General features: G+C 39.5%; 17 protein-coding genes and 5 pseudogenes. 14 read left to right on the top strand and 8 right to left on the bottom strand.

The window, feature by feature from the left end:
- The first annotated feature begins 296 nt into the window (after positions 1–296).
- Positions 297–1,091 (top strand): hypothetical protein, encoded by a 795-nt coding sequence (locus tag ACWM1W_RS16055; protein ID WP_168383967.1) that lies wholly within the window; start codon positions 297–299, stop codon positions 1,089–1,091.
- 260 nt (positions 1,092–1,351) lie between these two features.
- Here ACWM1W_RS16055 and ACWM1W_RS16060 read toward each other — a convergent pair whose 3' ends face one another.
- The 7 genes from ACWM1W_RS16060 to ACWM1W_RS16090 all read right to left on the bottom strand — a co-directional run bounded on the left by ACWM1W_RS16060 (position 1,352) and on the right by ACWM1W_RS16090 (position 9,848).
- On the bottom strand, positions 1,352–2,686 hold the full coding sequence (locus ACWM1W_RS16060; protein ID WP_461603320.1) for an ISNCY family transposase: 1,335 nt from the start codon (positions 2,684–2,686) through the stop codon (positions 1,352–1,354).
- Positions 2,687–3,024: 338 nt separating this feature from the next.
- Positions 3,025–4,083 (bottom strand): 2,3-butanediol dehydrogenase, encoded by a 1,059-nt coding sequence (locus ACWM1W_RS16065; RefSeq protein ID WP_125279654.1) that lies wholly within the window; start codon positions 4,081–4,083, stop codon positions 3,025–3,027.
- Between the two features lie 21 nt (positions 4,084–4,104).
- Positions 4,105–4,890 (bottom strand): acetoin reductase, encoded by a 786-nt coding sequence (locus ACWM1W_RS16070; RefSeq protein WP_125279653.1) that lies wholly within the window; start codon positions 4,888–4,890, stop codon positions 4,105–4,107.
- Between the two features lie 11 nt (positions 4,891–4,901).
- On the bottom strand, positions 4,902–6,302 hold the full coding sequence (lpdA, locus tag ACWM1W_RS16075; protein ID WP_034705948.1) for a dihydrolipoyl dehydrogenase: 1,401 nt from the start codon (positions 6,300–6,302) through the stop codon (positions 4,902–4,904).
- Positions 6,303–6,313: 11 nt separating this feature from the next.
- The gene (locus tag ACWM1W_RS16080; RefSeq protein WP_375726253.1) at positions 6,314–7,849 is read right to left on the bottom strand and encodes a 2-oxo acid dehydrogenase subunit E2; all 1,536 of its coding nucleotides are present in this window, start codon (positions 7,847–7,849) and stop codon (positions 6,314–6,316) included.
- A 1-nt stretch (position 7,850) separates the two neighbouring features.
- Positions 7,851–8,870 (bottom strand): alpha-ketoacid dehydrogenase subunit beta, encoded by a 1,020-nt coding sequence (locus tag ACWM1W_RS16085; protein ID WP_048881927.1) that lies wholly within the window; start codon positions 8,868–8,870, stop codon positions 7,851–7,853.
- Positions 8,871–8,885: 15 nt separating this feature from the next.
- Positions 8,886–9,848, bottom strand: a complete 963-nt coding sequence (locus tag ACWM1W_RS16090; RefSeq protein ID WP_004812189.1) for a thiamine pyrophosphate-dependent dehydrogenase E1 component subunit alpha — start codon at positions 9,846–9,848, stop codon at positions 8,886–8,888.
- Positions 9,849–10,191: 343 nt separating this feature from the next.
- Here ACWM1W_RS16090 and lipA point away from each other — a divergent pair, with 343 nt between their 5' ends.
- The 13 genes and pseudogenes from lipA to ACWM1W_RS16155 all read left to right on the top strand — a co-directional run.
- Positions 10,192–11,166 (top strand): lipoyl synthase, encoded by a 975-nt coding sequence (gene lipA / locus ACWM1W_RS16095; protein WP_005237641.1) that lies wholly within the window; start codon positions 10,192–10,194, stop codon positions 11,164–11,166.
- A gap of 255 nt (positions 11,167–11,421) precedes the next feature.
- On the top strand, positions 11,422–12,513 hold the full coding sequence (locus tag ACWM1W_RS16100) for a sigma-54-dependent transcriptional regulator family protein (RefSeq protein ID WP_005105904.1): 1,092 nt from the start codon (positions 11,422–11,424) through the stop codon (positions 12,511–12,513).
- Between the two features lie 81 nt (positions 12,514–12,594).
- Positions 12,595–13,535: pseudogene (locus ACWM1W_RS16105) on the top strand (IS5 family transposase).
- 245 nt (positions 13,536–13,780) lie between these two features.
- On the top strand, positions 13,781–15,592 hold the full coding sequence (locus ACWM1W_RS16110; protein WP_034171714.1) for a monovalent cation:proton antiporter-2 (CPA2) family protein: 1,812 nt from the start codon (positions 13,781–13,783) through the stop codon (positions 15,590–15,592).
- A gap of 146 nt (positions 15,593–15,738) precedes the next feature.
- A pseudogene (locus tag ACWM1W_RS16115) lies at positions 15,739–16,134 on the top strand (integrase core domain-containing protein); the annotation flags it as partial.
- 147 nt (positions 16,135–16,281) lie between these two features.
- Positions 16,282–16,503, top strand: coding sequence for a Sec-independent protein translocase subunit TatA (locus tag ACWM1W_RS16120; RefSeq protein ID WP_034171713.1), 222 nt, complete (start codon positions 16,282–16,284; stop codon positions 16,501–16,503).
- A 9-nt stretch (positions 16,504–16,512) separates the two neighbouring features.
- On the top strand, positions 16,513–16,935 hold the full coding sequence (gene tatB / locus ACWM1W_RS16125) for a Sec-independent protein translocase protein TatB (RefSeq protein ID WP_004812198.1): 423 nt from the start codon (positions 16,513–16,515) through the stop codon (positions 16,933–16,935).
- Positions 16,932–17,690, top strand: coding sequence for a twin-arginine translocase subunit TatC (tatC, locus tag ACWM1W_RS16130; RefSeq protein WP_034171712.1), 759 nt, complete (start codon positions 16,932–16,934; stop codon positions 17,688–17,690). The genes tatB and tatC overlap by 4 nt, the downstream gene beginning before the upstream one ends.
- 205 nt (positions 17,691–17,895) lie before the next feature.
- Positions 17,896–20,088, top strand: a complete 2,193-nt coding sequence (locus tag ACWM1W_RS16135; protein ID WP_375726281.1) for a PhoX family protein — start codon at positions 17,896–17,898, stop codon at positions 20,086–20,088.
- A gap of 391 nt (positions 20,089–20,479) precedes the next feature.
- Positions 20,480–21,041 (top strand): annotated as a pseudogene (locus ACWM1W_RS16140) (IS5 family transposase); the annotation flags it as partial.
- Positions 21,042–21,335: 294 nt separating this feature from the next.
- Positions 21,336–22,034: pseudogene (locus ACWM1W_RS16145) on the top strand (helix-turn-helix domain-containing protein); the annotation flags it as partial.
- 238 nt (positions 22,035–22,272) lie between these two features.
- On the top strand, positions 22,273–23,259 hold the full coding sequence (locus ACWM1W_RS16150; protein WP_313483543.1) for an IS110 family RNA-guided transposase: 987 nt from the start codon (positions 22,273–22,275) through the stop codon (positions 23,257–23,259).
- Between the two features lie 47 nt (positions 23,260–23,306).
- Positions 23,307–23,630 (top strand): annotated as a pseudogene (locus ACWM1W_RS16155) (integrase core domain-containing protein); the annotation flags it as partial.
- Positions 23,631–23,704: 74 nt separating this feature from the next.
- On the opposite strand, the gene ACWM1W_RS16160 reads toward ACWM1W_RS16155, so the two are convergent.
- Positions 23,705–24,691: an IS110 family RNA-guided transposase gene (locus tag ACWM1W_RS16160; protein ID WP_375726273.1), complete on the bottom strand. Its 987-nt coding sequence runs from the start codon at positions 24,689–24,691 to the stop codon at positions 23,705–23,707.
- Positions 24,692–24,772: the final 81 nt, after the last annotated feature.

Genomic DNA, 24,772 nt, shown 5'->3' on the forward strand with positions numbered 1-24,772 from the left:
ATGCTCACAGCAATTCCGGTCCTTTTCGCCTATACGACCTGGCTTCAATTTCCTATGATGAAGACATGGAGAACAGGAAGTTCCAGAGAAGAATAACAAGAGATAGGCACAAGGAAAGTAAGGTACGACAGGAGTTATACCGAGCGAACCAATACGAAAAACCCCGGCAGGATGCCGGGGTTTTTTATTATTTAAATGATTTGGGGGAATTAGTACTATGTTAATTTTAGCTTTGCTAAAAGCTAAGTCATTAACTGTTTTTAAATTATATATTTTATAAATATTAAGAGTTTGTAATGAATTATTTTCAAAAAGGAATGGTGCTAATGGCTATGGTGCTTTTAGGAGGTTGTATGCCAAAAGAAAAAGTACATATCCCGAAAGAAGGAGAGATTGTGACATGGAAATTTACAGATCAGCTCATCATCAAAGCTGAGCTTGGACAAAGACGAAAACATATACCTGACACACATTGTACGAAGTGTGAGCGAGAGTTTTATCGACCGCACCTTGAGCATTATCTTGGTCAATTCCCTATTGACTATCAACCTAAAAAGTATCCATCGTTGAGCGAGTCGGAAGCAAAAGAAACGCCTTGGACAATGATAGATATGGGGGGAGGCCTTGAATTTAATTTGATATTAAATGGTTCAACTGTACAGGCAACGGACAACAGTATTCATGGGAATTATACTTTAGATCATTATGATCAAGTCAAAGTATTTGTAAGTACATTAGGAGGCTCTACAGAAAGGAATACAAAGCAATTTTTTGATTCAGAAATAATGAAAAACTTAAATATTGACTCAAAGCAAACTCAAAATGGTGTGGATTGTTATCAGTTTAATAATGGTTCAAAAGGAAAAATGTGTTTCGGGCATTCAATGAATGCTTTGAGTTCAGGGTTTCAGTTTTATGTCTCACCAGACCATAATTTTCAATTATTCGTGCGCTCTCAAGAGTTTATTCTTGGAGGAGTAAAAGTTAATTGGATTGTAGATCAAAAGCATTTTGATAACGTTCAAGAGATTGACGCAAATATATGGCGACTTCTAATGGCTTGGAATATATCACCAGTAGACCAAAAATAGTTTTATAAAAAAAATATATTTATTTATCAAAAGCTTAGTAAATAATTAAATATATTTTTTTCAGAATTCCTTTCAAATGCTGGACTCTTTTAAATAAATTCTTAGCTTTTATTTAACATAAAATTTCTTATTCGCAATTTTAAAAACTGGAATTTTCCACCAATTCACCATCCATTTAACATAATGGTTGTTATATGAAATGCACCTGTTATTCACCAATTAAAATGTCTATGTGATAAACCATTTGAAATGTCCTGTTTTTAACCACAAGAGTCAAGCACAGGATTTAACTTTCTTTGTTCAATAACAGCTTTCTGAGCTTTACGACTCGGCATACTTTTCTTGAGACGGGAACGTTTATTCTGTTTCTCCAACTCTTCATGTTGTTGCTGGATATGCGCCAGAACTGAGCCTAATCTTTTATTCTCAACCACTTCATTCTGCTGTAGTCCAGCCAGTTTATTGAAGACGCTATAGTTGATCTTCCGTCCTTCATGCATGAGGGCCACAGTGCCATCCGGGTACTCCAGAAATGAAATGTATTGCCCAACAAGCTTATGATTCAGCTCTGTCGGTTCAAGCAGATAAATACACTTGTCATAGGTGATGGTTAGGTTCTTCGTGACCTTACGCGGTTCCTGCCAAGTGAATATATCCTCCAGCTCAGCATCAGATTCCGTTAAAGATCGATGTAAATTCTTCAAGTTTCTCGCACACTTGGCAAACTTCTGATTGAAGTGCTCAATGAAGCAGGGTAGCCATGCATTGGCTTCGGCAATTGAACTGATGCCTTCCAGACGCATCTCCTTGATCAAACGGTCTTGAAGGGTTCTATTCGCGCGTTCTACGCGACCTTTAGCCTGTGGTGAGTTGGCAAAGATAATATCAATATTTAACTCGTTCAGAATCCGCCCAAATTGCGTGATTTTGCTGTCTTTCCTGGATTTCTGATTAACTCTGAATACCGAATGTTTGTCGCTATAAAAGGCCAGAGGTTTGCCGTATTGTTCAATGTAGGCTCGGGTTGAAAGCATATAGTCGAAGGTGGTTTCCGCCTCACAGAAGCGTAGATGCAACAGCTTTCCAGTGGCATCATCGATATACACCAATAAACAGCACTTAGCAGCGCGTCCTTCGAACCAGTCATGATATGAGCCATCAATCTGGATCAGCTCACCGAAGCAATCCCGGTTATAACGTGGCTGATATGGACGTTTAAGGCGCTTGGATCGCGGAATCCAGAGGTCATTGGCCATCATCCAGCGCCGAACCGTTTCTACCGGGATATTCAGGTCAAATATGCTGCTGAGCTTCTCATGCGCCAAGATAGGTCCAAAGCCCAGCAGATGTTCAGAAATAATGGAAAGACATTTTGATTTTAATAACTCATCATGGCGATGATGGCCAGGTTGACCACGACTGACATGTGCCAGACCTGAAACACCGTCTTGATTGAGTTTCTGCAATAACCGGGTAATTTGACGAGTGGAAAGATTCAGGATTTCAGCAGCACGGACCTGGGTAATACGATGATCTCGAACGTCTTGCAGAACTGCAAGACGTTGAATTTCCTTGTCAGACATAGTGATCAACATCTCTAATTTATATCCAGTCCATGATGGTAAAAACCATCATAAACTAGACATTTTTATTGGTGAGAATATAGACACTTTAAATGGTTTCTAACAGACTGATTTCGTATAATATTGATTATGTTAAATAGACGAATTTCGGTATTAAATTCATTAATATTGATATAAATTAAATTATACATTATGTGTTGTCAATTTCTTCTTAAAAAATAGAGTTTTCCAATCACTATTATGAGAATGAGTTTGTAAATACAGACTCATTTCCTATCGCTATAAATATTAAATAGCTACATAGAGTTTATCTCTAGCTTATTCAAATTTGTCTTTGAAATTAGGCGTTACTACGGATGAACAATAATTTTTACAGCAGACTCATTATTATGAATCAATGTTTCAAAGCCTTTAGAAACAAGATCATCTAATGCAATCCGTTGGGTAATAAAAGGTTCTAGATTAATCTTACCTTGCTCAACCAAACGAATAGTTTCCTGATGGTCATTGACGTAAGCTATCGTGCCACGAATGTCTAGTTCTTTCATCACTACACTATGTACATTAATCGTGGCAGGATGGCTCCAAATAGAAACAATGACGACTACCCCTGTTGGTTTCATCGCCGCCACCAGTGTATCCATGACTTTATTAACACTACTACATTCAAAAGCAACATCAACACCGTGGTCTTCCGTAATTTTCATTACTTCGGTAACTACATCAACTTGTGATGGGTCTAGTACATAATCTGCAACGCCCGCTTCTATCGCTTTTTCTTTACGTTTTGCACTCAGTTCAGTGATGATCACCGTGAGACCTTTAGCCTTTAAAATGGCTGATAAGAGTAAACCTATTGGGCCTGCTCCACCAACCAGTGCGATATCACCAGCTTTTGCACCACTTCGTACATAGGCATGATGACCAACGGACAAAGGTTCTATTAATGCTGCTTGATCCAAGGGAATATCATTTGAAATAGGATGCACCCAACGTCGTTGAACAGCAATTTTTTCAGAAAGACCACCACCGCGCCCGCCTAAACCAATAAAGTTCATATTTTTTGATAAATGATACTTATCATTCGGCCCAGTCGGTACATCATCCGCAATAATGTAGGGTTCAACTACGACATGTTGCCCAATTTGAATATCATCTACTCCCTCACCAACTGCATAAACTACGCCTGAAAATTCATGTCCCATTGTTACAGGTGCAGATTCTCCTGAAATTGGATGTGGATGACCACAAGGTGGAATAAAAATAGGGCCTTCCATGAATTCATGTAAATCTGTACCGCAAATACCGCACCATGCAACTTGAATTCCAACGGTGCCTGGAACTACTTTCGGTTCAGGAATATCTTCAATCCGAATATCCCCTCGGTCATAAAAACGAGCTGCTTTCATTATGTATTCCTTATGTTGATATTAACGGTAAACCATTCCACCATCTGTCAAAATAGACTGACCTGTAATGTAGTTTGAATCCTCGCTGGCTAAAAATGCAACTAATGCAGCCACGTCATCTGGTGTTTCAGCACGTCCTAAAGCAATACCATCTACATATTTTTTATACGTTTGACCAACTGGTGCGCCTGTAATTTCAGAGAAACGCTGATCTATTTCGACCCACATATCTGTACCAACAACACCCGGACAATAACTATTTACAGTAATGTCAGCACTGGCATATTCTTTAGCTGCAGCTTGTGTCAATGCACGAACTGCAAATTTAGTTGCTGAATAAACACCGAGGAGAGCAAAACCCTCATGACCTGCGATTGAGCAGGCATTAATAATTTTTCCAGCCTGTTGGCGTTGTTTAAATTTATTTGCTGCGGCTTGAATCCCCCAAAGTACACCACCGACATTGATGTTCATGATTTGGTTAAATTCACTCGGCGTTACTTCTTCCAACGCTTTAACTTGTGCAATCCCTGCATTATTGATCATGATATCAAAGCCATTAAGTGTCGATTCTGCATGATCAATTGCATGACTGACTTGTATTGGATCTGAAATATCTGCAATAAATGTGGTGGCTTTTACGCCAAAGGCTTCGATCTCTTGTTGAACAGTATTTAACTTTTCTTGATGAAGATCGACCAATGCAATATGAACACCTTCTTGTGCCAAACGTAAGGCAATACCACGTCCAATGCCTTGTGCCGCACCCGTAATTAAAGCAACTTTGTTGTTTAAACCTCTAGGCATGTTGCGACTCCTTAAATATGGATTGCACGTTGCATCGCCGACAAGACCGACTCATGCATCGCCTCAGACAAAGTAGGATGAGGGAAAATGACCTGCGCTAAGCTTTCATCTGTAGCTTCTAGGTATTTCGCGATGGCAAAACCTTGAATGTGTTCGGTGACTTCATGTCCAACCATGTGAGCACCCAACAATTCACCCGTTTCCTGACTAAAAATGGTTTTAATAAATCCTGCGCTATCGCCCAAAGCCAATGCTTTACCATTCGCTTGTAAAGGAAACTTACCCACATTGATATTCAAGCCCGTAGCTTTCGCTTTCTGTTCTGTCAAACCAATACTGGCCACTTGTGGATGGGTAAAGATACAGCCCGGAATTTGTGTACGATCTAAAGCATGTACATGACTTAGGCCTGCAATTTTCTCCACACAAAGAATGGCTTCATGACTGGCTTTGTGTGCCAAACACGGTGCACCTGCGACATCACCAATTGCATAAATGCCCACTACATTGGTTTTACACCATGAGTCGACTTTAATAAAACCATTCTCAAATTCAACTCCCAAAGCTTCTAGGCCAAGATTTTCAGCATTCGGTTTCACGCCAATAGCTGAAAGCACCTTTTCAACAGTAATGATTTGCACACCTGTGGCAGTTTCAATATGACAATGTACTTGAGCCTGATCAGTTTCTATTTTTTTTACAGTCGCTTCGGTTAAAACCTGCATACCCTGCTGTTCAAATTGCTTTTGTACATACTTCGCAACTTCAATGTCTTCGCTAGGGAGAATCTGCTTTGCAATATCAACCAAGGTAACTTGGCAGCCTAAGTCTTGGTATAGGCTTGCAAACTCACTGCCTATAGCCCCCGAACCAATGACCAGTAAAGATTTTGGTAATTGTTCCGGAACTAAAGCCTCTTTATAACTCCAGACCTGATGGCCATCTACAGGAATATGAGGCAAATTGGCCGCACGTGCACCTGTTGCGACAATAATATGCGGTGCAGAAATCTGCTGTTTTTGACCATTCGCATCTGTAAGCTCTAATTGCTCTTTGGCAATGAACTGGGCTGCCGCGTTAAAAACAGTGATTTGATTTTTTTTCAATAATTGACCGATACCTTGCACGAGTTGCTCAGAAACCTGTCTGCTATGATGGACCAGTTTTTGAATGTCAAAATCAATCGCGTTAAGCGTAAAGCCAAACTGCCCTGCATGTTTGAACTGCTGTGCAAGCGCAGCCCCGCTCAATAATGCCTTGGTTGGAATGCATCCCCAATTAAGACACACTCCGCCTAAGTGTTGTTTTTCAACGATTGCCGTTTTTAATCCCAGTTGCGCTGCGCGAATCGCAGCGACATATCCTCCAGGACCAGCACCAATAACCACAAGATCAAATTGTGTATCTGACATGACTATTCCTCCTACACCAAAATTAATGCAGGATTTTCGACAAACTGCTTAAATGCCGATAAGAATTGAGCACCCAACGCACCATCAATGACACGATGATCACAAGACAATGTTGCGGTCACCATTTCACGAACAACAATCTCATCATTTTCAACGACAGCACGTTTCTCTGCTGCACCTAAGGCTAGAATTGCACCTTGAGGCGGGTTAATAATGGCATCAAACTGTTGAATACCAAGCATGCCCAAATTGGAAATACTGAAACTGCCCCCTTGAAACTCATCAGGTGCCAATTTTCCAGTTTTGGCACGTGTCGCCAGATCACGCATATCATTGGAAATTTGCGCCAAAGATTTACGGTTCGCTGCTTTAATAATTGGCGTGATCAGTCCATTTTCGATGGCTACAGCAACCGAAATATCAGCCTGTTCAAACTGAAAAATCTGCTGATTCTCTTCATCAAACTGAACATTAACTTGTGGAACTTTAATCAGTGCAGCAGCAGCAGCTTTAATCAGCATATCATTAATGGACAGTTTGACTTGCGGTACAGTACTGTTAATTTGCTGACGCAAAGCCTGAACCGACTCAACATTTAAGTCTATCGTTAAGCGAAAATGTGGTGCATTGCGTTTTGCCGCTTGTAGCCGTGCAGCGATTGCTTTACGCATACCATTCATAGCTACGGTGGTGAATTTTGCTGACTCTGTTGGATGCGCATACTCAGTATGTTGAGCTTGTACAGGGTTTTCACGTTGATATACAGCTTCAACATCTTCCTTACAGACTCGTCCACGTGAACCCGATGCACGACAATCATGCAAATTAATGCCCCATTGTTTTGCCAAACGGCGGGCAACAGGTGTCGCTAGAACATAACTGTCATCTGCTTTAGATTTCGCGGCTTTCGTGCTGGCTTGATGACGTACATCTGGCCAAGAACCACCAGCAGCTTGAACTGCGGCCTGAATATCTTGAACACTGATACGGCCTTCACGTCCAGAACCCGTAATCTGAGCCAAGTTTACATTATGCTTTTCAGCCAATTTCAAGGCATGTGGCGTTGCAAAAATATCATCGCTTTGTTGGTAGCCTTGTAACTCATCAGGAATAAAATATCCGCCCTGAGTCACCGCTTTTGATCCATTACCAACACTGTTCTGTTTAGGAGCAGCTTGTACTTTGGTTTCAACTTGAGCCACATCGACTTTTTCAGGAACCGCTGCTACCGCTTTATTTTCAGTTACAGCAGGTGTTCCACCTAAAGACTGTGCAAATGCTTCAACTTCTGCATCGGAAACTTGAGCGTCTGCACAAATTGCAATGATTCCACCTACGACCAGTGTGTCACCATCGTTAGCAATAATTTTTCGTAGCAGGCCATCAAAAGGTGCCTCCAATACATTGACGATTTTTGTGGTTTCAATTTCACAAATTTCCTGTCCTTTACTAAATTGGGTACCTTCCTGAATCAGCCATTGGGCAATCGTACCCTCTTCCATGGACAAACCCCATTTTGGGATTTCTAAAGTTTTAATTTCGCTCATCCTAAGCCTCCAACGTCTTGCGTACAGCCTGTTCGATGCGTTCTACACTAGGTAGCCATTCTTTTTCTAGTACTGGTGAAAATGGTACGGGTGAGTGTGGTGGAGTGACTAATTCGATTGGTGCTTTAAGATAATGAAAGCCTTTCTGGGCAATAAGCGCAGCCACATCATGTCCGAAACCACAACGTGCTGCTGATTCATCTACAATCACCACACGACCTGTTGAAGCTACTGACTCTAAAATGCCATCTTCGTCTAATGGTGAAATGGTTCTAGGGTCAACCACTTCAACCGAAATGCCTTCTTTTGCGAGCTTATCAGCGACTTCATTGGCACGATGCACCATCAAACTTAAGGCAATAATGGTGATATCTGTGCCTTCACGGGTGTAATTTGCGACACCAAAAGGAATAGTGTAGGACTCATCTGGCACTTCGCCCTTAATGTCGTACAACAACTTGTGTTCACAAAAGACTACTGGGTCGTCATCTCGAATGGCTTGAATCAACAACCCTTTTACATCATAGGCACTTGAAGGCACCACCACTTTTAAACCAGGCACTGAGGCAAACACGTTATATGGCGACTGAGAATGCTGCGCTGCTGCGGAAAAACCTGCACCAATCATGCCACGTACAACGAGTGGTGCTTTGGCTTTGCCGCCAAACATGTAGCGAAATTTAGCTGCTTGGTTATACAGCATGTCATAACACACGCCGTAAAAATCCATAAACATTAAATCTGCCACAGGTCTTAAACCCGTTGCAGCAGCACCTGCCGCCATACCAATAATCGCTGATTCTGTAATTGGAGTATCAATGACTCGTTCAGAACCAAATTCAGTCCATAAGCCTTTGGTTACACCAAGTACACCGCCAAAACCTTCCAGCTTATTATCATCGGTATTTTTACCACCATGTCCACCACGAACATCTTCACCGACCACAATGACACTTGGGTCTCGGCGCATTTCTAATTCAATTGCTTCTTTAATCGCGTTTCGATAACTTTTATTTGGCATTTTTCTACTATTCCTTTAGTAAGAGACGTATACATCGGTAAGTAACTGAGAGGCTTCTGGGTACTTAGCTGCACGTGCCTTTGCAACGGCATCGTCTACATTGGCTTTAGACTGAGCGTCAATCGCATCGAGCTTGGCTTCGTCAATTTTGTCTTTGACTTTTTCGCGGAATATTTTCAATGGATCCTTATGTTCTTTGACATAATCCAGTTCTTCTTTGGAACGAATAAGTCCCGGATCACCTTCAAAATGTCCATAAAAACGGTTGGTTACCGTTTCAATCACACTCGGACCTTCACCACGGCGGGCACGTTCAATGGCTTTTTGTGCAACTTCATACACAGCAAAAAAGTCTGTTCCATCTACTTTTTCAGCGGGTAAGCCAAAACCTGCTGCTCGGCCTGCAATATCTTTACTGCCTACGGCATAATCATGTGCAGTACCTTCACCAAAACCGTTATTTTCAAAAACAAAAATGACAGGAAGCTTTAACACAACAGCCATATTAATGGCTTCAAAAGTTAAGCCCTGATTTGAACCGCCATCACCGGTAAAAGATAGACCAATCCCACCATTTTTGAGTGTTTTAGCACTTAAAGCTGCCCCAATAGCCAAAGGTGGACCACCACCCACAATACCGTTTGCACCGAGCATGCCTTTATCTAAGTCCGCAATGTGCATTGAGCCACCTTTACCACGACACAAACCATCATCTTTGCCAAAAATTTCTAGCATCATGGCGTGAATGTCACAGCCCTTTGCAATACAATGTCCGTGACCACGATGTGTTGAGGTAATGAAGTCCTTATCTGTTAAATTTTCACAGATCCCTACGGCAACAGCTTCCTCACCGCTATAAAGATGGATGAAACCTGGGATATCACCTGTATTGTTTTCATCGTGAAGTCGATCCTCAAATTCACGAATGTCGCGCATTCTTTTGTATGCTGCTAGCAATTGCTCTTCCGTTAATTGCATATATTTATTCCTTATTAACTACGCTTAAAAGAAAATCCCAAATTGAATAACTGGATTTTTAAATCGTATATTTATATAAGAATATTTTTATTTAATTTCATATTAGACTAAAAAAATATAATGCATAAAAACATAAGATAAACATTAAAAACAGTGGTTTATAATATTAAAAAATTTGTAAATTTTTTAATATTATTCAGCTATATACAAAAACAAACCTTTAACCAACCTTTGTTTTATATGATAAGTTTTTTTGCCCTGTTTTAATATTATTAATGCATTTAAAGCAGCTTATTTAATATCAGGCTCAATATTAATTATTTTAAACGACGGAGTGTTTGAAATGGATTTAAATAACCCAGTATTAACTGGAAAGAAGCTACGTGGCGCTAAAAAAATGGCGCGTATTCCAATTAAAGTTGTTCCAACGGAAACGATACCGAAAAAGCCAGAATGGATCCGGACTAAAATTAGTCAACCTGAGGAAGTCCAAATCATTAAGGATTTATTAAGACAACAAAAACTACATACCGTTTGCGAAGAAGCGGCTTGTCCTAACTTGCCGCAATGTTTCGGTAGTGGAACAGCAACATTCATGATTATGGGTGATATCTGTACTCGACGCTGTCCATTCTGTGATGTCTCGCATGGCCGTCCTAATGCCTTAGATATTAACGAGCCACTGCATTTGGCTGAAACAGTGAAGAATCTAAACTTAAAGTATGTTGTGATTACTTCCGTTGACCGAGATGATTTAAAAGATGGCGGTGCACAGCATTTTGCAGATTGCATTCGAGAAATTCGTCAAACTAGTCCAGGCACTTTGATTGAAGTTTTGGTTCCTGATTTTCGTGGTCGCGCAGATATTGCACTTAAAATTTTGAGCAAAAATCCACCTGATGTCTTTAATCACAATATTGAAACCGTGCCACGCCTGTATAAAGCCATGCGACCAGGCGCTGACTATCAGCATTCATTGAATTTACTTAAGAAATTTAAACACTACTGCCCTGATATCCCAACGAAATGTGGTTTGATGGTGGGTTTAGGAGAGATTGAAGCTGAGGTTATTGCGTTATTAAATGATTTGAAAGATTATCAAATTGATTATGTCACAATCGGCCAATACCTACAGCCATCCAAATCACATGCGCCAATTCATCGTTTTGTTACATTGCAAGAGTTTAAACATTATCAAACTCATGGAGAGCACTTAGAGTTTAAGAATATTTGGAGTGCACCATTAGTGCGATCGAGTTATTTTGCTGACCGCCAGTATTATGGTGAGGCTGTACCTGTGCCCTACGTGCGTGAATGACATTTTCATCATTTAAAGGATCTCGTTTATCAACATAATGGTTACTTTTATTAACACTTCAGATAAAAATAGTCATTTCCAGTCCATAACAACACTTTTAAAGTAGCTAAAAGGCTGGTAAAACCCAAAAAAGGTTATTTAACGAATCCAAGAAAAATGATTTGGTACACGTAAGAAAAGATTGAATGAGTATAGATCTGGAAATTGATTTCTGAAGTTTAAAGATATTACAGTCTAATCATAAAGGAATATGATATGAACCTGTTCAATACAGCACTAGCAAAAAAGCTGCAAACAACACATTTAATTAATCAGCATATTGTTCAGGCTGCACCCGTTTTGGCTTTGCCTCAAGAAGATCAGACTTCCCTATTCCGCCGCTCTATTCAGCATAATTATGCCGATTTATTAAGAATTGCTGATGATTCCGATATGGCAATTGGTCTTACAGATCACCATGGTACTCTGTTATGGACCTGGAGTAGTTCCGCGATGCTTTCTTCTGCTGAACAGGTACATTTTATTGAAGGTGGCCATTGGTCAACGCAGGCGGTTGGGACCAATGCGATTGGTATGACATTAAATAGTCAAACATCAAGTTGTGTATATTCTCATGAAAACCAAATGGACAGTGTTCGTGATTGGGTCTGTTATGCAGCACCTATCTGGGATCCGACTTCAGGTCAATTTCATGGCATTATCAATCTTTCCACAAAATATAAAAAACATACCCCTCTAGGCATTCTTGCTGTGGAACGCTGTGCAGACTTAATACAGCGAGCAATAAAATTTGAACAGAAAAATTTTTTATACATTAAAGCGCTAGGTTCGCCCTGGGTTCAATTTAATGGGCATACTTTGAACTTGACTCACCGTCAAATTGAAATACTTTGCATTTTAGCTTTGTATCCGTACGGCATTGGTTTAGAAGAGTTACACTATGCCCTTTATGGTGAGCGTAATGTCAGCCTAAAAACCTTAAAGGCTGAGCTTTCACAACTTCGTAGCCTATTACCTCATTCAATTGAGGCTCGCATTTATAGGCTTACCTGTGAAGTCCAATGTGATTTTTTACGTGCTGAACAATCATTAAATGCAAATCTTATTTCGAGTACATTCTCGCTATATAAAGGTAGCTTTTTATCTAAATCAGAAAGCCCTTTACTCAGTACTTGGAGACATTGTTTTGATGCCCGTTTAAGCCAGTTGATTTATCAAATAAAGGATACCGATCAATTATTACGGATTATTGGGCAAACACATGATCGTATTGATGCTGTACAGCGTTTATTAGAATTATTACCACAGGACAGCAACTACCGTAATTATTTTTCAAATCTGATTTAAATTTGATTTGTTACTTCAACTCTAAAGGGCTTTGTTGCATAAACCTAGCCTAGAAAGATTATTCAGTCCTATAATTTCAATATGAATAAACCTGCTCCTAAAATCTATCGTACAACTAACTGGTCTTCCTACAATCGTGCCCTCATTAACCGAGGTAATATTTCCATTTGGTTTGATCCAAACACTCAGTGGTATGCACAACCATAAGGCAAGCAAGGTCGAAATCAAACTTACTCTGATACCGCTATTCAATGCTGTTTAATGATCAAATCTCTATTCAGACTCTCTTTACGCATGGTCACAGGTTTTGTTCAAAGTTTGATTAAACTGTGTAAATGAGCTGCTCCGAATATCAGCGATATTCGTACAGCACGCTTTGTCGAAGACAAAAACATATTGATATTGCGATTAGCTATCAAAAAAGTAGCGATGGACTACATCTACTCGTAGACTCAACTGGTTTGAAGTTTCTAGGTGAAGGTGAATGGAAACGTAAGAAACATGGACCTGAATATCGTCGCCAATGGCGTAAGCTTCATATTGGTATTGATACCGACACCTTGCAAATACGTGCAGTACAGCTCACTACAAATAATGTGAGCGATTCACAAGTACTCGATGATTTACTTGCTCAAATTCCTTTAGACGAACGAATTGATTCGGTCTATATCGACGGTGCTTATGATACGAAGTACTGCAGACAAGTCATTTTAGATCGAGATGCACATGCGGTCATTCCACCAAGAAAAAATGCAAAACCATGGAAAGATCAGAAATTGAGATCTTTAGAGCGGAATGAATTATTAAAAACAGTGAAACGTTTAGGAAGAATGCTTTGGAAAAAATGGTCTGGTTATCATCGGCGAAGTTTGGTTGAAACCAAGATGCATTGCATCAAATTGTTGGGGGATAAACTCAGTGCGAGAAATTTTCAAAGCCAAGTCAATGAGATTCATGCACGTGTGGCAGTATTAAATAAATTTACGGACTTAGGCAGACCACATACCCAAGTTGTCACTTGAGTTCTGTTCAGATAAGCAGGTGCTGTCTTTTAAATCTTTGTGCAACAAAGCCCTTTTGCATAGAAAATATTCTGGATAGGTTCTAAGTGATCACCTTTAAATTTATGAAAAGCAATTACACAAAATTATTTACAGGCTCTGCAGTTGCATTAGCTTGAAGCCTGTATATATATATTTGGCTACCTTTATCGGGTAAATTCTATACTTGAAATGTCAACAGCCCCAATACAAAATCTGAGAAATATATGAGTGCAGAAGCCACATCTATCAGCCTTTTATCCCCTGTCATATTGCTCACGGCTGCAGTGATCGCAGTCCCCTTAATCAAGCGCCTAGGATTAAGCTCGGTATTGGGATATTTAATTGCAGGATTAATTATTGGTCCATTTGGACTGGCATTTTTCTACGATTCTGCGTCTATTTTGCATATCGCTGAGCTTGGTATTGTGATGTATCTGTTTGTGATTGGACTAGAAATGCGTCCATTGTATTTATGGAGTTTAAGAAAAGAAATTTTTGGATTAGGTACATTACAAATTAGTGCCTGTTCATTGGGGCTAACGGCTGTAGGCTTGGTCTATGGCTATTCTTGGCAAGTGAGTTTTGTGTGTGCTGCAGGCTTTGTACTCACCTCAACTGCAATTGTAATGCAACTTTTGGGAGATCGTGGAGACATTGCTCAACCACGAGGACAAAAAATTGTCTCGATTCTGCTGTTTGAAGACTTGTTGATTGTACCTTTATTGGCAATTGTCGCTTTTATCGCACCGAATCATGTTGTTGAAAGTACTTCTACGCGTTTGCAGAGCATCGGAATTGGTTTAATTTCAATTGCAGGTTTAATCGCTGCAGGCTATTGGTTGCTTAATCCTTTATTTCGCTTATTAGCTGCAGCCAAAGCCCGTGAAGTCATGACTGCAGCAGCACTCTTGGTGGTGCTCGGCGCAGCATTACTGATGCAAGTCACTGGCTTATCGATGGCAATGGGGGCATTCCTTGCAGGGGTATTACTCTCCGAATCCACTTTTCGCCATCAGATTGAAGCAGATATTGAACCGTTTCGTGGCATATTGCTCGGATTATTTTTTCTAGGTGTAGGCATGTCACTAGACCTTAACGTCGTAAAAAATAACTGGGTGTTAATCTTAAGTGCTGTACTTCTGCTGATGTTTGTCAAAGCATCCATGATTTACCTGATTGCACGCATGACCAAAAGTTCACACTCCGAAGCACTCGATCGCGCATTACTGATGGCTCAAGGGGGTGAGTTTGCTTTTGTACTCTTTACTGCCGCCATGAGTGCTCAAGTCATTAGTGCTGTTGAACGCTCAAACCTGACTGCGATTGTAGTCTTATCGATGATTTTGACCCCGATTATTGGCTTTTTATTTAAACGTTTTACCCAAACTACAGAACAAACTTCTTTAGAAAATATCCGTATTGCCGAAGGACTTTCTGGAAAAGTATTGATGATTGGTTTCGGTCGTTTTGGACAAGTTTCCAGTCAATTACTGCTTGCTCGAGGGATTGATGTGACCATCATTGATAATGATATCGACATGATTCAAAACGCTGAAAGATTTGGATTTAAAATTTACTATGGCGATGGTTCTCGTTTAGATATTTTACATGCCTCGGGAGCAGATACGGCTGAGGCAATTGTTGTTTGCGTAGACCACAAAGAAACGACGAATGAGATTGTAGAGTTGGTGCAACATGAATTTCCTTTAACCAAGTTACTGGTTCGCTCTTATGACCGTGAGCATGCGCTGCATTTAGCAAAACAAAATGTGGATTACATGATTCGAGAAACCTTCGAGTCGGCAATGCTATTTGGCGGTGCCATTTTAGAAGAATTGGGTGTTGACCAGAGTAATGTTGAAGAAATTAGCCAAGAAATCCGAGAACGAGATAAGGAACGTTTTGAAACCGAAGTTGCAGCAGATGATGTCTATGCGGGTATCGGTTTGCAATACACAGGACCGCGTCCGACTGCACCTTTAATCACACCAAAGCACACAGGGCAAATTCTGAATGAAGATGACACTCAGCAATAATTTCACGTATTAAGCCCAAATAAAAAAGAGGTCTGTGTAGACATCTTTTTTGTAAGTATCCGCTGAACCCCATACCTATTTTTTTAATTCCGTTCAAGTTTCCAGCGGTGTGGCAGTAATTCTTCTATTTGGGGCACTTTTTGTGTCGGCTATTGAATATAATTGATGATTCTCGTCGAGAAGGTTTAGCGATTGAAGCAGAATTCTCATTACCAACAATTCGGGTTATTCGTACGTTGAATCAGTTGCTAGAGTGGCGAGAAAATCCGTTAGTTATTCGGTTTGAGAATAGTCCGGAGTTTATCAATCATGAATGTGGGCGCTGGGGAACTGAATAAGGTATTCGTATTGAATATATTCAACCAGGTAAGCTACAGCAGAATGCGTATATTGAACATTATAATCCAACTATACGCTATAGCTGTCTAAGTACGCATTTATTTGAAACACTGGAAGAAGTGCAAGATTATGCAACGAGTTGGCTGTGGCATTACAACCATGAAAGACCACACCAAGCAAACAGACGAAGGCTACCTCTAATTAATGGCTGCTTGACCTCTATTTTTAACTTCGGTTATTTATGGGTGGATTACCCTTGTCATTATATTGACATCAAATCTTCATAGCTCTGTCATTTGTTAGTGTTGATATAAGCCAATAAATTTAAAAAGATTAAATGAGGATAAAATATGGCAGGGTTATCCATCTGGCATGTACTGATTTTTGCAATTGTAGTGATCTTACTGTTTGGTACTTCTAAACTAAAAAATCTAGGAAAAGATGTAGGGGGTGCAATCAAGGACTTTAAGAAATCTGTCCGTGAAGAAGAAGAAGCTGAGGCAGCTCAACTTCAGTACCCTCGAACGATTGATGCGAAAGTTAAAGCCAGTGAGAGTTCAATCAAGAATTGAGGTATTGCTATGCTCAATATTGGAATGACTGAGCTGTTGGTCTTTGGAGCAATTGCCTTGCTCATTCTTGGACCAGATAAACTCCCTGAAGCGATACGTTTTATAGGTAAATGGTCAGCCAAAATCAAAAGGATCGCCGGCAATATACAAAATGATCTTGACCGTGAATTGCGACTATCGGAACTACGGGAACAAATGCAAAGCGAGCTGAAACGTATTCAGGAATTAGAAATTAAAATGCAGGCACAAATGGATAATATAAATGTAATCCATCAGCCCATCATTAGAAATCCGGAACAACATCTTTTGAACTATGAGCTGACTTACCAATTAATTAATGAATCAGTTTCACCTGTTCATTTACCGCCAATCCAGCTGAATAAAGTGACAAAACAAGAAAAAATTTATGCTGATATAAAGGTGGCCGTATGAGTATTTTGCCTTCGACTCAAACCAACAACGATACCCGGCAAATCCCGTTAGAAGAAATGCCAATTACCAGGCATCTAGTGATTCTGCGAAAGCACCTTTTCAAAATTGTGGGCGTATTATTAGGACTATTCTTATGTTTACTGCCTTTTGCAAGCCAAACTTATCAGCTTTTATCAAAGCCTTTACGCGCTCAGTTACCTGAAAGCTCTACCATGATTGCAACAGATGTGACTGCGACTTTCATGGCTCCATTTAAGTTGAACTTCTTTATTGCTTTACTTATCGCCATGCCTTTTATTTTGTATCAACTTTGGGCCTTCATTAGACCAGCATTGTACCTAAAAGAAAAAAAGTTAGCTTTACCACTATTAATCAGCAGTATTGTACTGTTTTATGCAGGTATTGCTTTTGCCTATTTAATCGCTTTACCTTCTATCCTTCATTTTTTTATCAGCGTATCACCTGACACTGTTGCACCGATGACCGATATCAATAGTTATCTGGCTTTTTGTTTAAAACTATTTTTAGTTTTCGGATTTACTTTTGAAATCCCTATTATCACGCTCCTGCTTATTATAATTGGTGTTGTCAGCACACAGACCTTGGTGGAAAAAAGACGATTTATTGTGGTGGGATGTTTTTTTATTGCCATGTTTGTGACACCACCCGATGCCCTATCAATGATTATGTTAGCTGTTCCAATGTGGCTGTTATTTGAATTAGGCTTAGCGGCAGGAAAATGGATAGAAAAATGATGACCGGACTTAACTGAATAATAATAAAAAAGAACATAAAAGAAGAAAATACTCTATGAGCAGCTTAAGCTGCTTTTATTTTTAATATATAAATCAATATTATATTTAATAAATCCGCAATATTAGCTTCACCTGACTGTCATATTCAACCGCTAATTTATTCCTGACTTTAAAACAACCAGACCTTAGTTATGGGAATAAAATAATGACAGATTACTTACCTTATGATGAAAATCAGGAATTGGATAATAATACATCAGATAATCATCATTTTCGGGATATTTTAGAACAATCCATTTCTCGCCGTGCTTTAATTGCCAAAACTGCAAGTGGGGCTGCAGCATTGGCCCTTGCATCCTCTCTGGCCGGATGTGGGGACAGCGATAATAGCTCTTCTCTGCCGCCAACCGAGACTGTACCAAACCCGCCTGCTATTGACCCAAATGCAAAACCAGAGCAACTGAACTTTACACCAGTTGCTAAAAACTTGAATGATATCGTCACTGTACCAGACGGTTATGAAGCCAATGTCCTGTATGCACTTGGAGATTCTATTAATCCTGCATATTCAGACTGGGATGACAACAATATCCCGAATGGGCCAAGCTTTCAGTTTCGCTCTGGCGACTGCCATGATGGAATGAGTTTTTTTGGCTTAAATATCACTTCTGGCCGGTATGACCCGACTGTGTCTGAGCACGGTCTACTCGTTATGAACCATGAATATATCAATCCGACTTTTTTACATCCTCAAGGTCCAACCAAAGTTGATGGTCGCCGCCCTGAAGATGAAGTCATTCGTGAGACAAATGCACATGGTGTTTCAATCATTCATATCAAAAAAGACAATTCCAATCAAAAAATAGAAATTGTCAAAAATTCGATTTATAACCGTCGAATTACTGCCTCAACAGTCATGAGCTTTTCAGGCCCTGCGAGTGGATCTACTCTTCTATCTACACGCTTTTCACCAGGTGGAAAACTAACACGCGGTACGCATAACAACTGCGGCAACGGCTATACCCCATGGGGTACTTATCTCACCACTGAAGAAAACTTTATTGGTTACTTTGTCCGTAGCAAAACTGATGATGCTCATCGCTTACCGCAAGAAACGGTCGCTTTGGAGCGTTATGGTTTAAAAGCAGGTTCAAGCTCACGTTATGGCTGGGAATCTGCAATAGGTACAATTGAACCTCAGGATCTTTATGATCGATGGAGTGCAGATATTACTGCCGGTGATGCTAGCAAAGATTATCGTAATGGCCCCAATACTTTTGGCTGGATTGTAGAAATTGATCCATTTGATAGCCGACAAAATCCAGTTAAGCGTACAGCCTTAGGACGTTTTGCCCATGAAGACTGTCGTGCCAGTCGTGCTCGTGAAGATGATAACCTGGCTTTCTATATGGGCGATGACTCACGTGGAGAATATATATATAAGTTTGTTTCTGACTATAAATGGAGTGAAAACGACCGTAATGGTGGTTATGCAGTCGGAGATAAATATATGGATCATGGCAAGCTTTATGTTGCTAAATTCAATGCAGACGGGAGTGGTCAATGGATTGAGCTGAGTTATGGTATTAATGGTTTGAATGAGCTGAACAATATCTATCCTTTTAGTTCCCAAGCAGATGTCGTGACCTTTGCTCGTCTAGCAGCAGATAGCGTAGGCGCTACTAAAATGGATCGTCCAGAATGGGTTGCAGTTAATCCTGAGAATGGAGAAGTCTATGTTACGCTCACTAATAACTCTAACCGCGGCACTACACATGCCTTAGATGCAGCCAATCCACGTAACTATAGCGATCCTGAGGGTGGCAAAGGTAATGTAAATGGTCATATTATCCGCTTACATGAAGATAAGGATACGACCACAGCCATCACATTCAAATGGGATATTTACCTATTTGGTGCTGAAGCTAAAATGGCACAAAATATTAATCTATCAGGTTTGAATGATAATAATGATCTGTCTTCACCAGATGGGATGTGGTTTGACCCTCGTGGTGTACTCTGGATTCAGACTGATGATGGTGCTTATACAGATACGACCAACTGTATGATGTTGGCTGCTTTACCTGGTAAGGTTGGAGATGGTACTCGAACAATCACATCTTCTGGTCAGGAAACTATTGTCGGTGCTCAAGTCTCAGATCAAACTTTACGTCGTTTCCTGACAGGTCCGAAAGGCTGCGAGATTACGGGGGTAACCATGACACCAGACTATAAAGCGATTTTCATTAATGTACAGCATCCTGGAGAGGATTCTCGAAGTTATGATAAGCCCACTAGTCATTGGCCTGCATCACAGACTAACTCGTCTGCCACTTCCCGGCCACGCTCTGCAACTGTAGTGATCACTCGTAAAGATGGTGGAACTATAGCTGGATAAATAACTGACTTATCTCAAAATGCTGGCTTGATGCTGGCATTTTTGTTTTTTTCAATCTTTTAAATTTTAAATTTTTTTAGATTTAAGAATGAACTAGTCAATAATAAGCATCTTGAGCAGTATCCTAAAAGTTATTAATTTTTTATAGGGAGGTTAATGAACCTATAAATTCTAATTTATAAAAAAACAATAAGTTAATGTAATAAATGATGATTATCTAATCGTTAATTAATGAAGTAGACTTCAGGTGAACATAAGTTAAACGCAGTATACTAAACAATAACTTCATATATGTCTTACATTCATCTGATTTTTAGTTAAATAAGATCTTGTTAAAAAAACTTACCACTGGGGGGCTTTTTATTTATCAAAAAAATCTTGATGGTCTCCATCTACTGGTTTGAAGTTTCTAGGCGAAAGGAATGGGAACGTAAGAAGCATCAGCTTGAATATCGACAAAAATAGCGTGAACTCCATATAGGTATAATAGATGCTGAAGCGCTGCAAATACGTGCAGTTCAGCTTATAACAAATGATGTAAGTGATTAATAAGCACTCGAAGATTTACTTGATTAAATCTCATTGGATGAGCAAATTGATCCTGTCTGTACAGATGAAGCTTATGACACCAAGCACTGCCGACAAGTCATTTTAGATCAAGATACACATGCAGTTATTCCTCTAAAAAATACAAAATTTTGGAAACATCAAAAAACAGGATATTTAGAGAGAAACGAATTATAAAAACAGTCAAATATCTAGCTAGAGCTATTTGGAAAAAGTGGTCAGGTTAACATTGACGAAGCTTGATAGAAACCAAGATAGCCTGTATCAAGCTATTAGGCGATAAATTAACGGCAAAGTGCTTTGATAGCCAGGTGAATGAAATTCATGCACGTGTAGCCGTGTTAAATAAACTCACGAAATTAAGTCGGCCGATATGCATATTTTAAATTTAATTTCAGTGACTTAGAATAGATAAACCTCTGAAGCTCTTATGTAATAAAGTCAGTACCTGGGACAGTGTTTCAGGTGTAAATCTGTCCAGGAAAATGGGCACGGACTAGACTTTTCTCTGGTAAAAAAGGTGTTAAACAAATATGGCTATCAGATTCAATTTATAGCGGTGCAACCTCAATATTTAAGTGTATTCGTTCAGACTTGATCGTACATTCTTCTTGAAAAAGAGAAAGTTACCCGTTTTGATAAAGGTGTCGAAATCTTAATCAAACAAAGGTAACTTTCTTATGTTGCATACTAACAATCAAATCATTAAACACAAAGTAGGTCTGCTCAATTTAGCCGAAGAACTTCAGAATGTATCCAGAGCATGAAAAGTGATGGGCGTATCTAGAGATACTTTCTATCGCTATCAGGAGTTAGTGCAGTCCGGTGATATTGATGCATTAATCAATAAGTCCCGTCGAGTACCAAATCTAAAAAATCGTGTAGATGATGCTATAGAACAGGTAGTTATTGATTTCGCAATTCAATATCCCGTATATGGTCAGCACCGTACTAGTCATGAATTACGCAAGAAAGGTGTATTTGTTTCAGGGAGTGGTGTTCGCTCTATTTGGCTGCGCCATGATTTGGAGAACTTTAAGAAGCGTTTAAAAGCACTTGAGGCTAAAGTGGCACAGGATGGTATTGAATTAAATGATCAGCAGATTGCGGCACTTGAACGTAAGCATGAGGATGACGTTGCTTGTGGTGAAATCGAAACAGCTCATCCAGGCTATTTAGGTGCGCAAGACACCTTTTATGTCGGGAATCTCAAAGGTGTTGGACGAATCTACCAACAAACATTCATCGACACTTATAGCAAGGTCGTTCATTGCAAGCTCTATACAACAAAAATACCGATTACAGCGGCTGATTTACTCAATGATCGTGTGTTGCCATTCTATCAATCTCAGGACTTACCAATGCTTCGCATCCTCACACTTGCGCAGCAGTGCTGCTTGTAGCTTGATTGATATAGTGATTAGCTACCACTATACGCAAATTGTAGAGTTTGGAGTGCTGCTAAAATCTTAAATTTGAACCTGAGATAAAACCTACAATTTGCCCTTATCCCTCATACAACTCTGAACGGTAACTAAGCACTTTGATGCTGTATTCACAAGGTAAGATGATGGTTAATGGGATAAAAATCATAGCTTAAACTCAAGGAATATCACCATGATTATGCTAGGTATTGATGTCAGTAAAACCAAAATAGATTGTTGCATTTTCCCTCAAGGTTTGACTGGAAAAAGAAAAAATAAAATATTTACTAATACAGAAAGTGGCTTTTCCAGTCTGCTCAAATGGCTCATCACTCTTAAAATTGAACCTGATCAAGTGACAGCAATCATGGAAGCGACTTCAGTTTATCATGAGAATTTGGGATATTATCTATATGATGCAGGTGTAAAGGTTTGTGTGGCTAATCCTTCACGAGTAAGAGCCTTTGCCAAAGGCATGTCCATGCTAAATAAAACGGATAAAGCTGATAGTGAAGCTCTTTCACGTTATGGTTACACCGCAAAGTTAATCATATGGCAGCCTGAACCTGAAAATGTCAGATTATTAAAAGCTTTACTAGGCAGACGAGATGTCTATCTAGGTAGTCTATTGCAGGAAAAGAATCGACTTGAAAAGGCGCAGTCCACTCATACCTCCGTTGTTGTGATTAAATTACTTGAAGAGAATATTGAGTATTTAAATCAGCAACTTGAACATATTGATAAGTTAATAAATAATCACATAGATCAAGATCCAACATTGAAACAGGATTTGAAATTACTGCAAACTATTCCTTCAATCGGTGAACGATCAGGCTTATTACTGTTGGGGTTATTTCATTCGCACAAGTTTGAAAAAGCAAGTCAAGCTGCTGCATATGTAGGTTTGGTTCCAGTACATCAGTTGTCTGGCAGTTCAGTCAACAAGCAAAGTCACTTATCAAAAGCAGGTGACAGTAAAATACGCTCAGTATTGTATATGTCGGCATTAACAGCGATTAAATATAATCCACACATTGAAGCTTTATATCAACGATTATTAAGCCAGGGTAAAAATAAAATGTGTGCTTTAGGTGCTGCAATGCGCAAGCTTATACATCTGTGTTATGGCGTTTTAAAACATCAGACTGCCTATCGAAGAGATTATTTAGTGGTCAAATAATCTCAAACCCTGATTGACTACCAAGACGGTATCTCAGGTACTGAGGATGCGCTAAGGTAGAACAACATGACTATGAGTTATATCTGGCAGTTAATGATATTGATCACACGAAGACAAAAGCAGCTTCCCCGCAAAAAAATGGTATATGTGAGCGTTTCCACAAGACGATTTTGCAGGAGTTCTATCAAATCACGTTTAGGAAGAAGCTTTATAGCTCATTGGAAGAATTACAAGTTGATCTAGACGATTGGCTGAAATTCTATAATACTGAACGGACTCATCAAGGAAAAATGTGCTGTGGTCGTACACCACTTGAAACTTTACTTGATGGAAAACGGATTTGGGCTGAGAAGGATTTAGCTCAAATTTAACCTGACAGGCACAATAAAAAATGGGTAACTGTCAGATCAGGTTTGAGATACCGTCTCCACCGTCAAGCAAATTATTAAGAATTGATGCAATAATTTGCTTGATAAGGTTGTTGGTGTTTGAGTACACCATAACAAAGATGGACTAACTTCCTCATCGCAGCTCCAATCGCTATCATCTTAGTTTTACCATTCGCTAATAAGCGCTCATTCATTTTTTTGATATGAGGGTTATGTCGAGTTGCTACAACGGCTGCCATATATAAACCAGCACGTATTTTGGAAGAGCCTGCTTTAGATAAGCGGCTTCTACCACGAATGGAGCTACCCGATTGTTTTTGAATTGGAACCAAGCCGATAAAGGCTGCTGCTTGGCTAGCTTTTTCAAAAGTGTGGCTGCGCAAGAAACTAAGCATTAATAAGCTGGTTCGGTCTGCAATGGCAGGAATACTACTGAGCAGATCTTTGTCATTTTTTAAATCTGGATTTTGGTCAATATGATTATCAATTTGCTGATCAATATTTTGTATGTGTTTGTTTAATTGCGTAATACTATTATGAATAGATTCCAGTACAGGCTCCATAGTAAAAGTAGAATTTGCTTTTTCCAAACGATTCTTTTCACGTTGTAAATCGTCGTAAAGGACAGCTCTTCTCTCTAGCAATGCATTAAGCAATTGAATATGTTCAGGCAGAGGTTGCCAAAAATGTAGATCTGCTGTCATTGCAAATCTGGCTAAAACTTTGCTATCTACCTTGTCTGTTTTATTCAGCTTGGACATACTCTGAGCAAAATATCGAGCTCTGGCAGGATTGGTTACACAGACCTGATAACCTGCTTTAAATAAATATTGAGCTAAGAGTTCATGATAAATAGAAGTGGCTTCCATTAATGTAATGGTCTGCATAGAAGTAGCAGCATGGTGATTTAGCCAAATTTGAAGTTGCTCAAAACCGTTTTGTGTATTCGAAAAGGTTTTTGTCTTCTTCTTACTTGTAGAATTGTCTAAAATTAAACAGCAATCAATTTTAGCTTTAGCAACATCAATACCAAGATAAAACATAATCTTACCTGCCTGATTTACCCAATTATTGTTTTAGCATAACCACTGTCTTTTCTTGTGAATACAGCATCAGAGTGCTTA

The organism is Acinetobacter sp. TW_SC_4 (genome assembly GCF_054861205.1).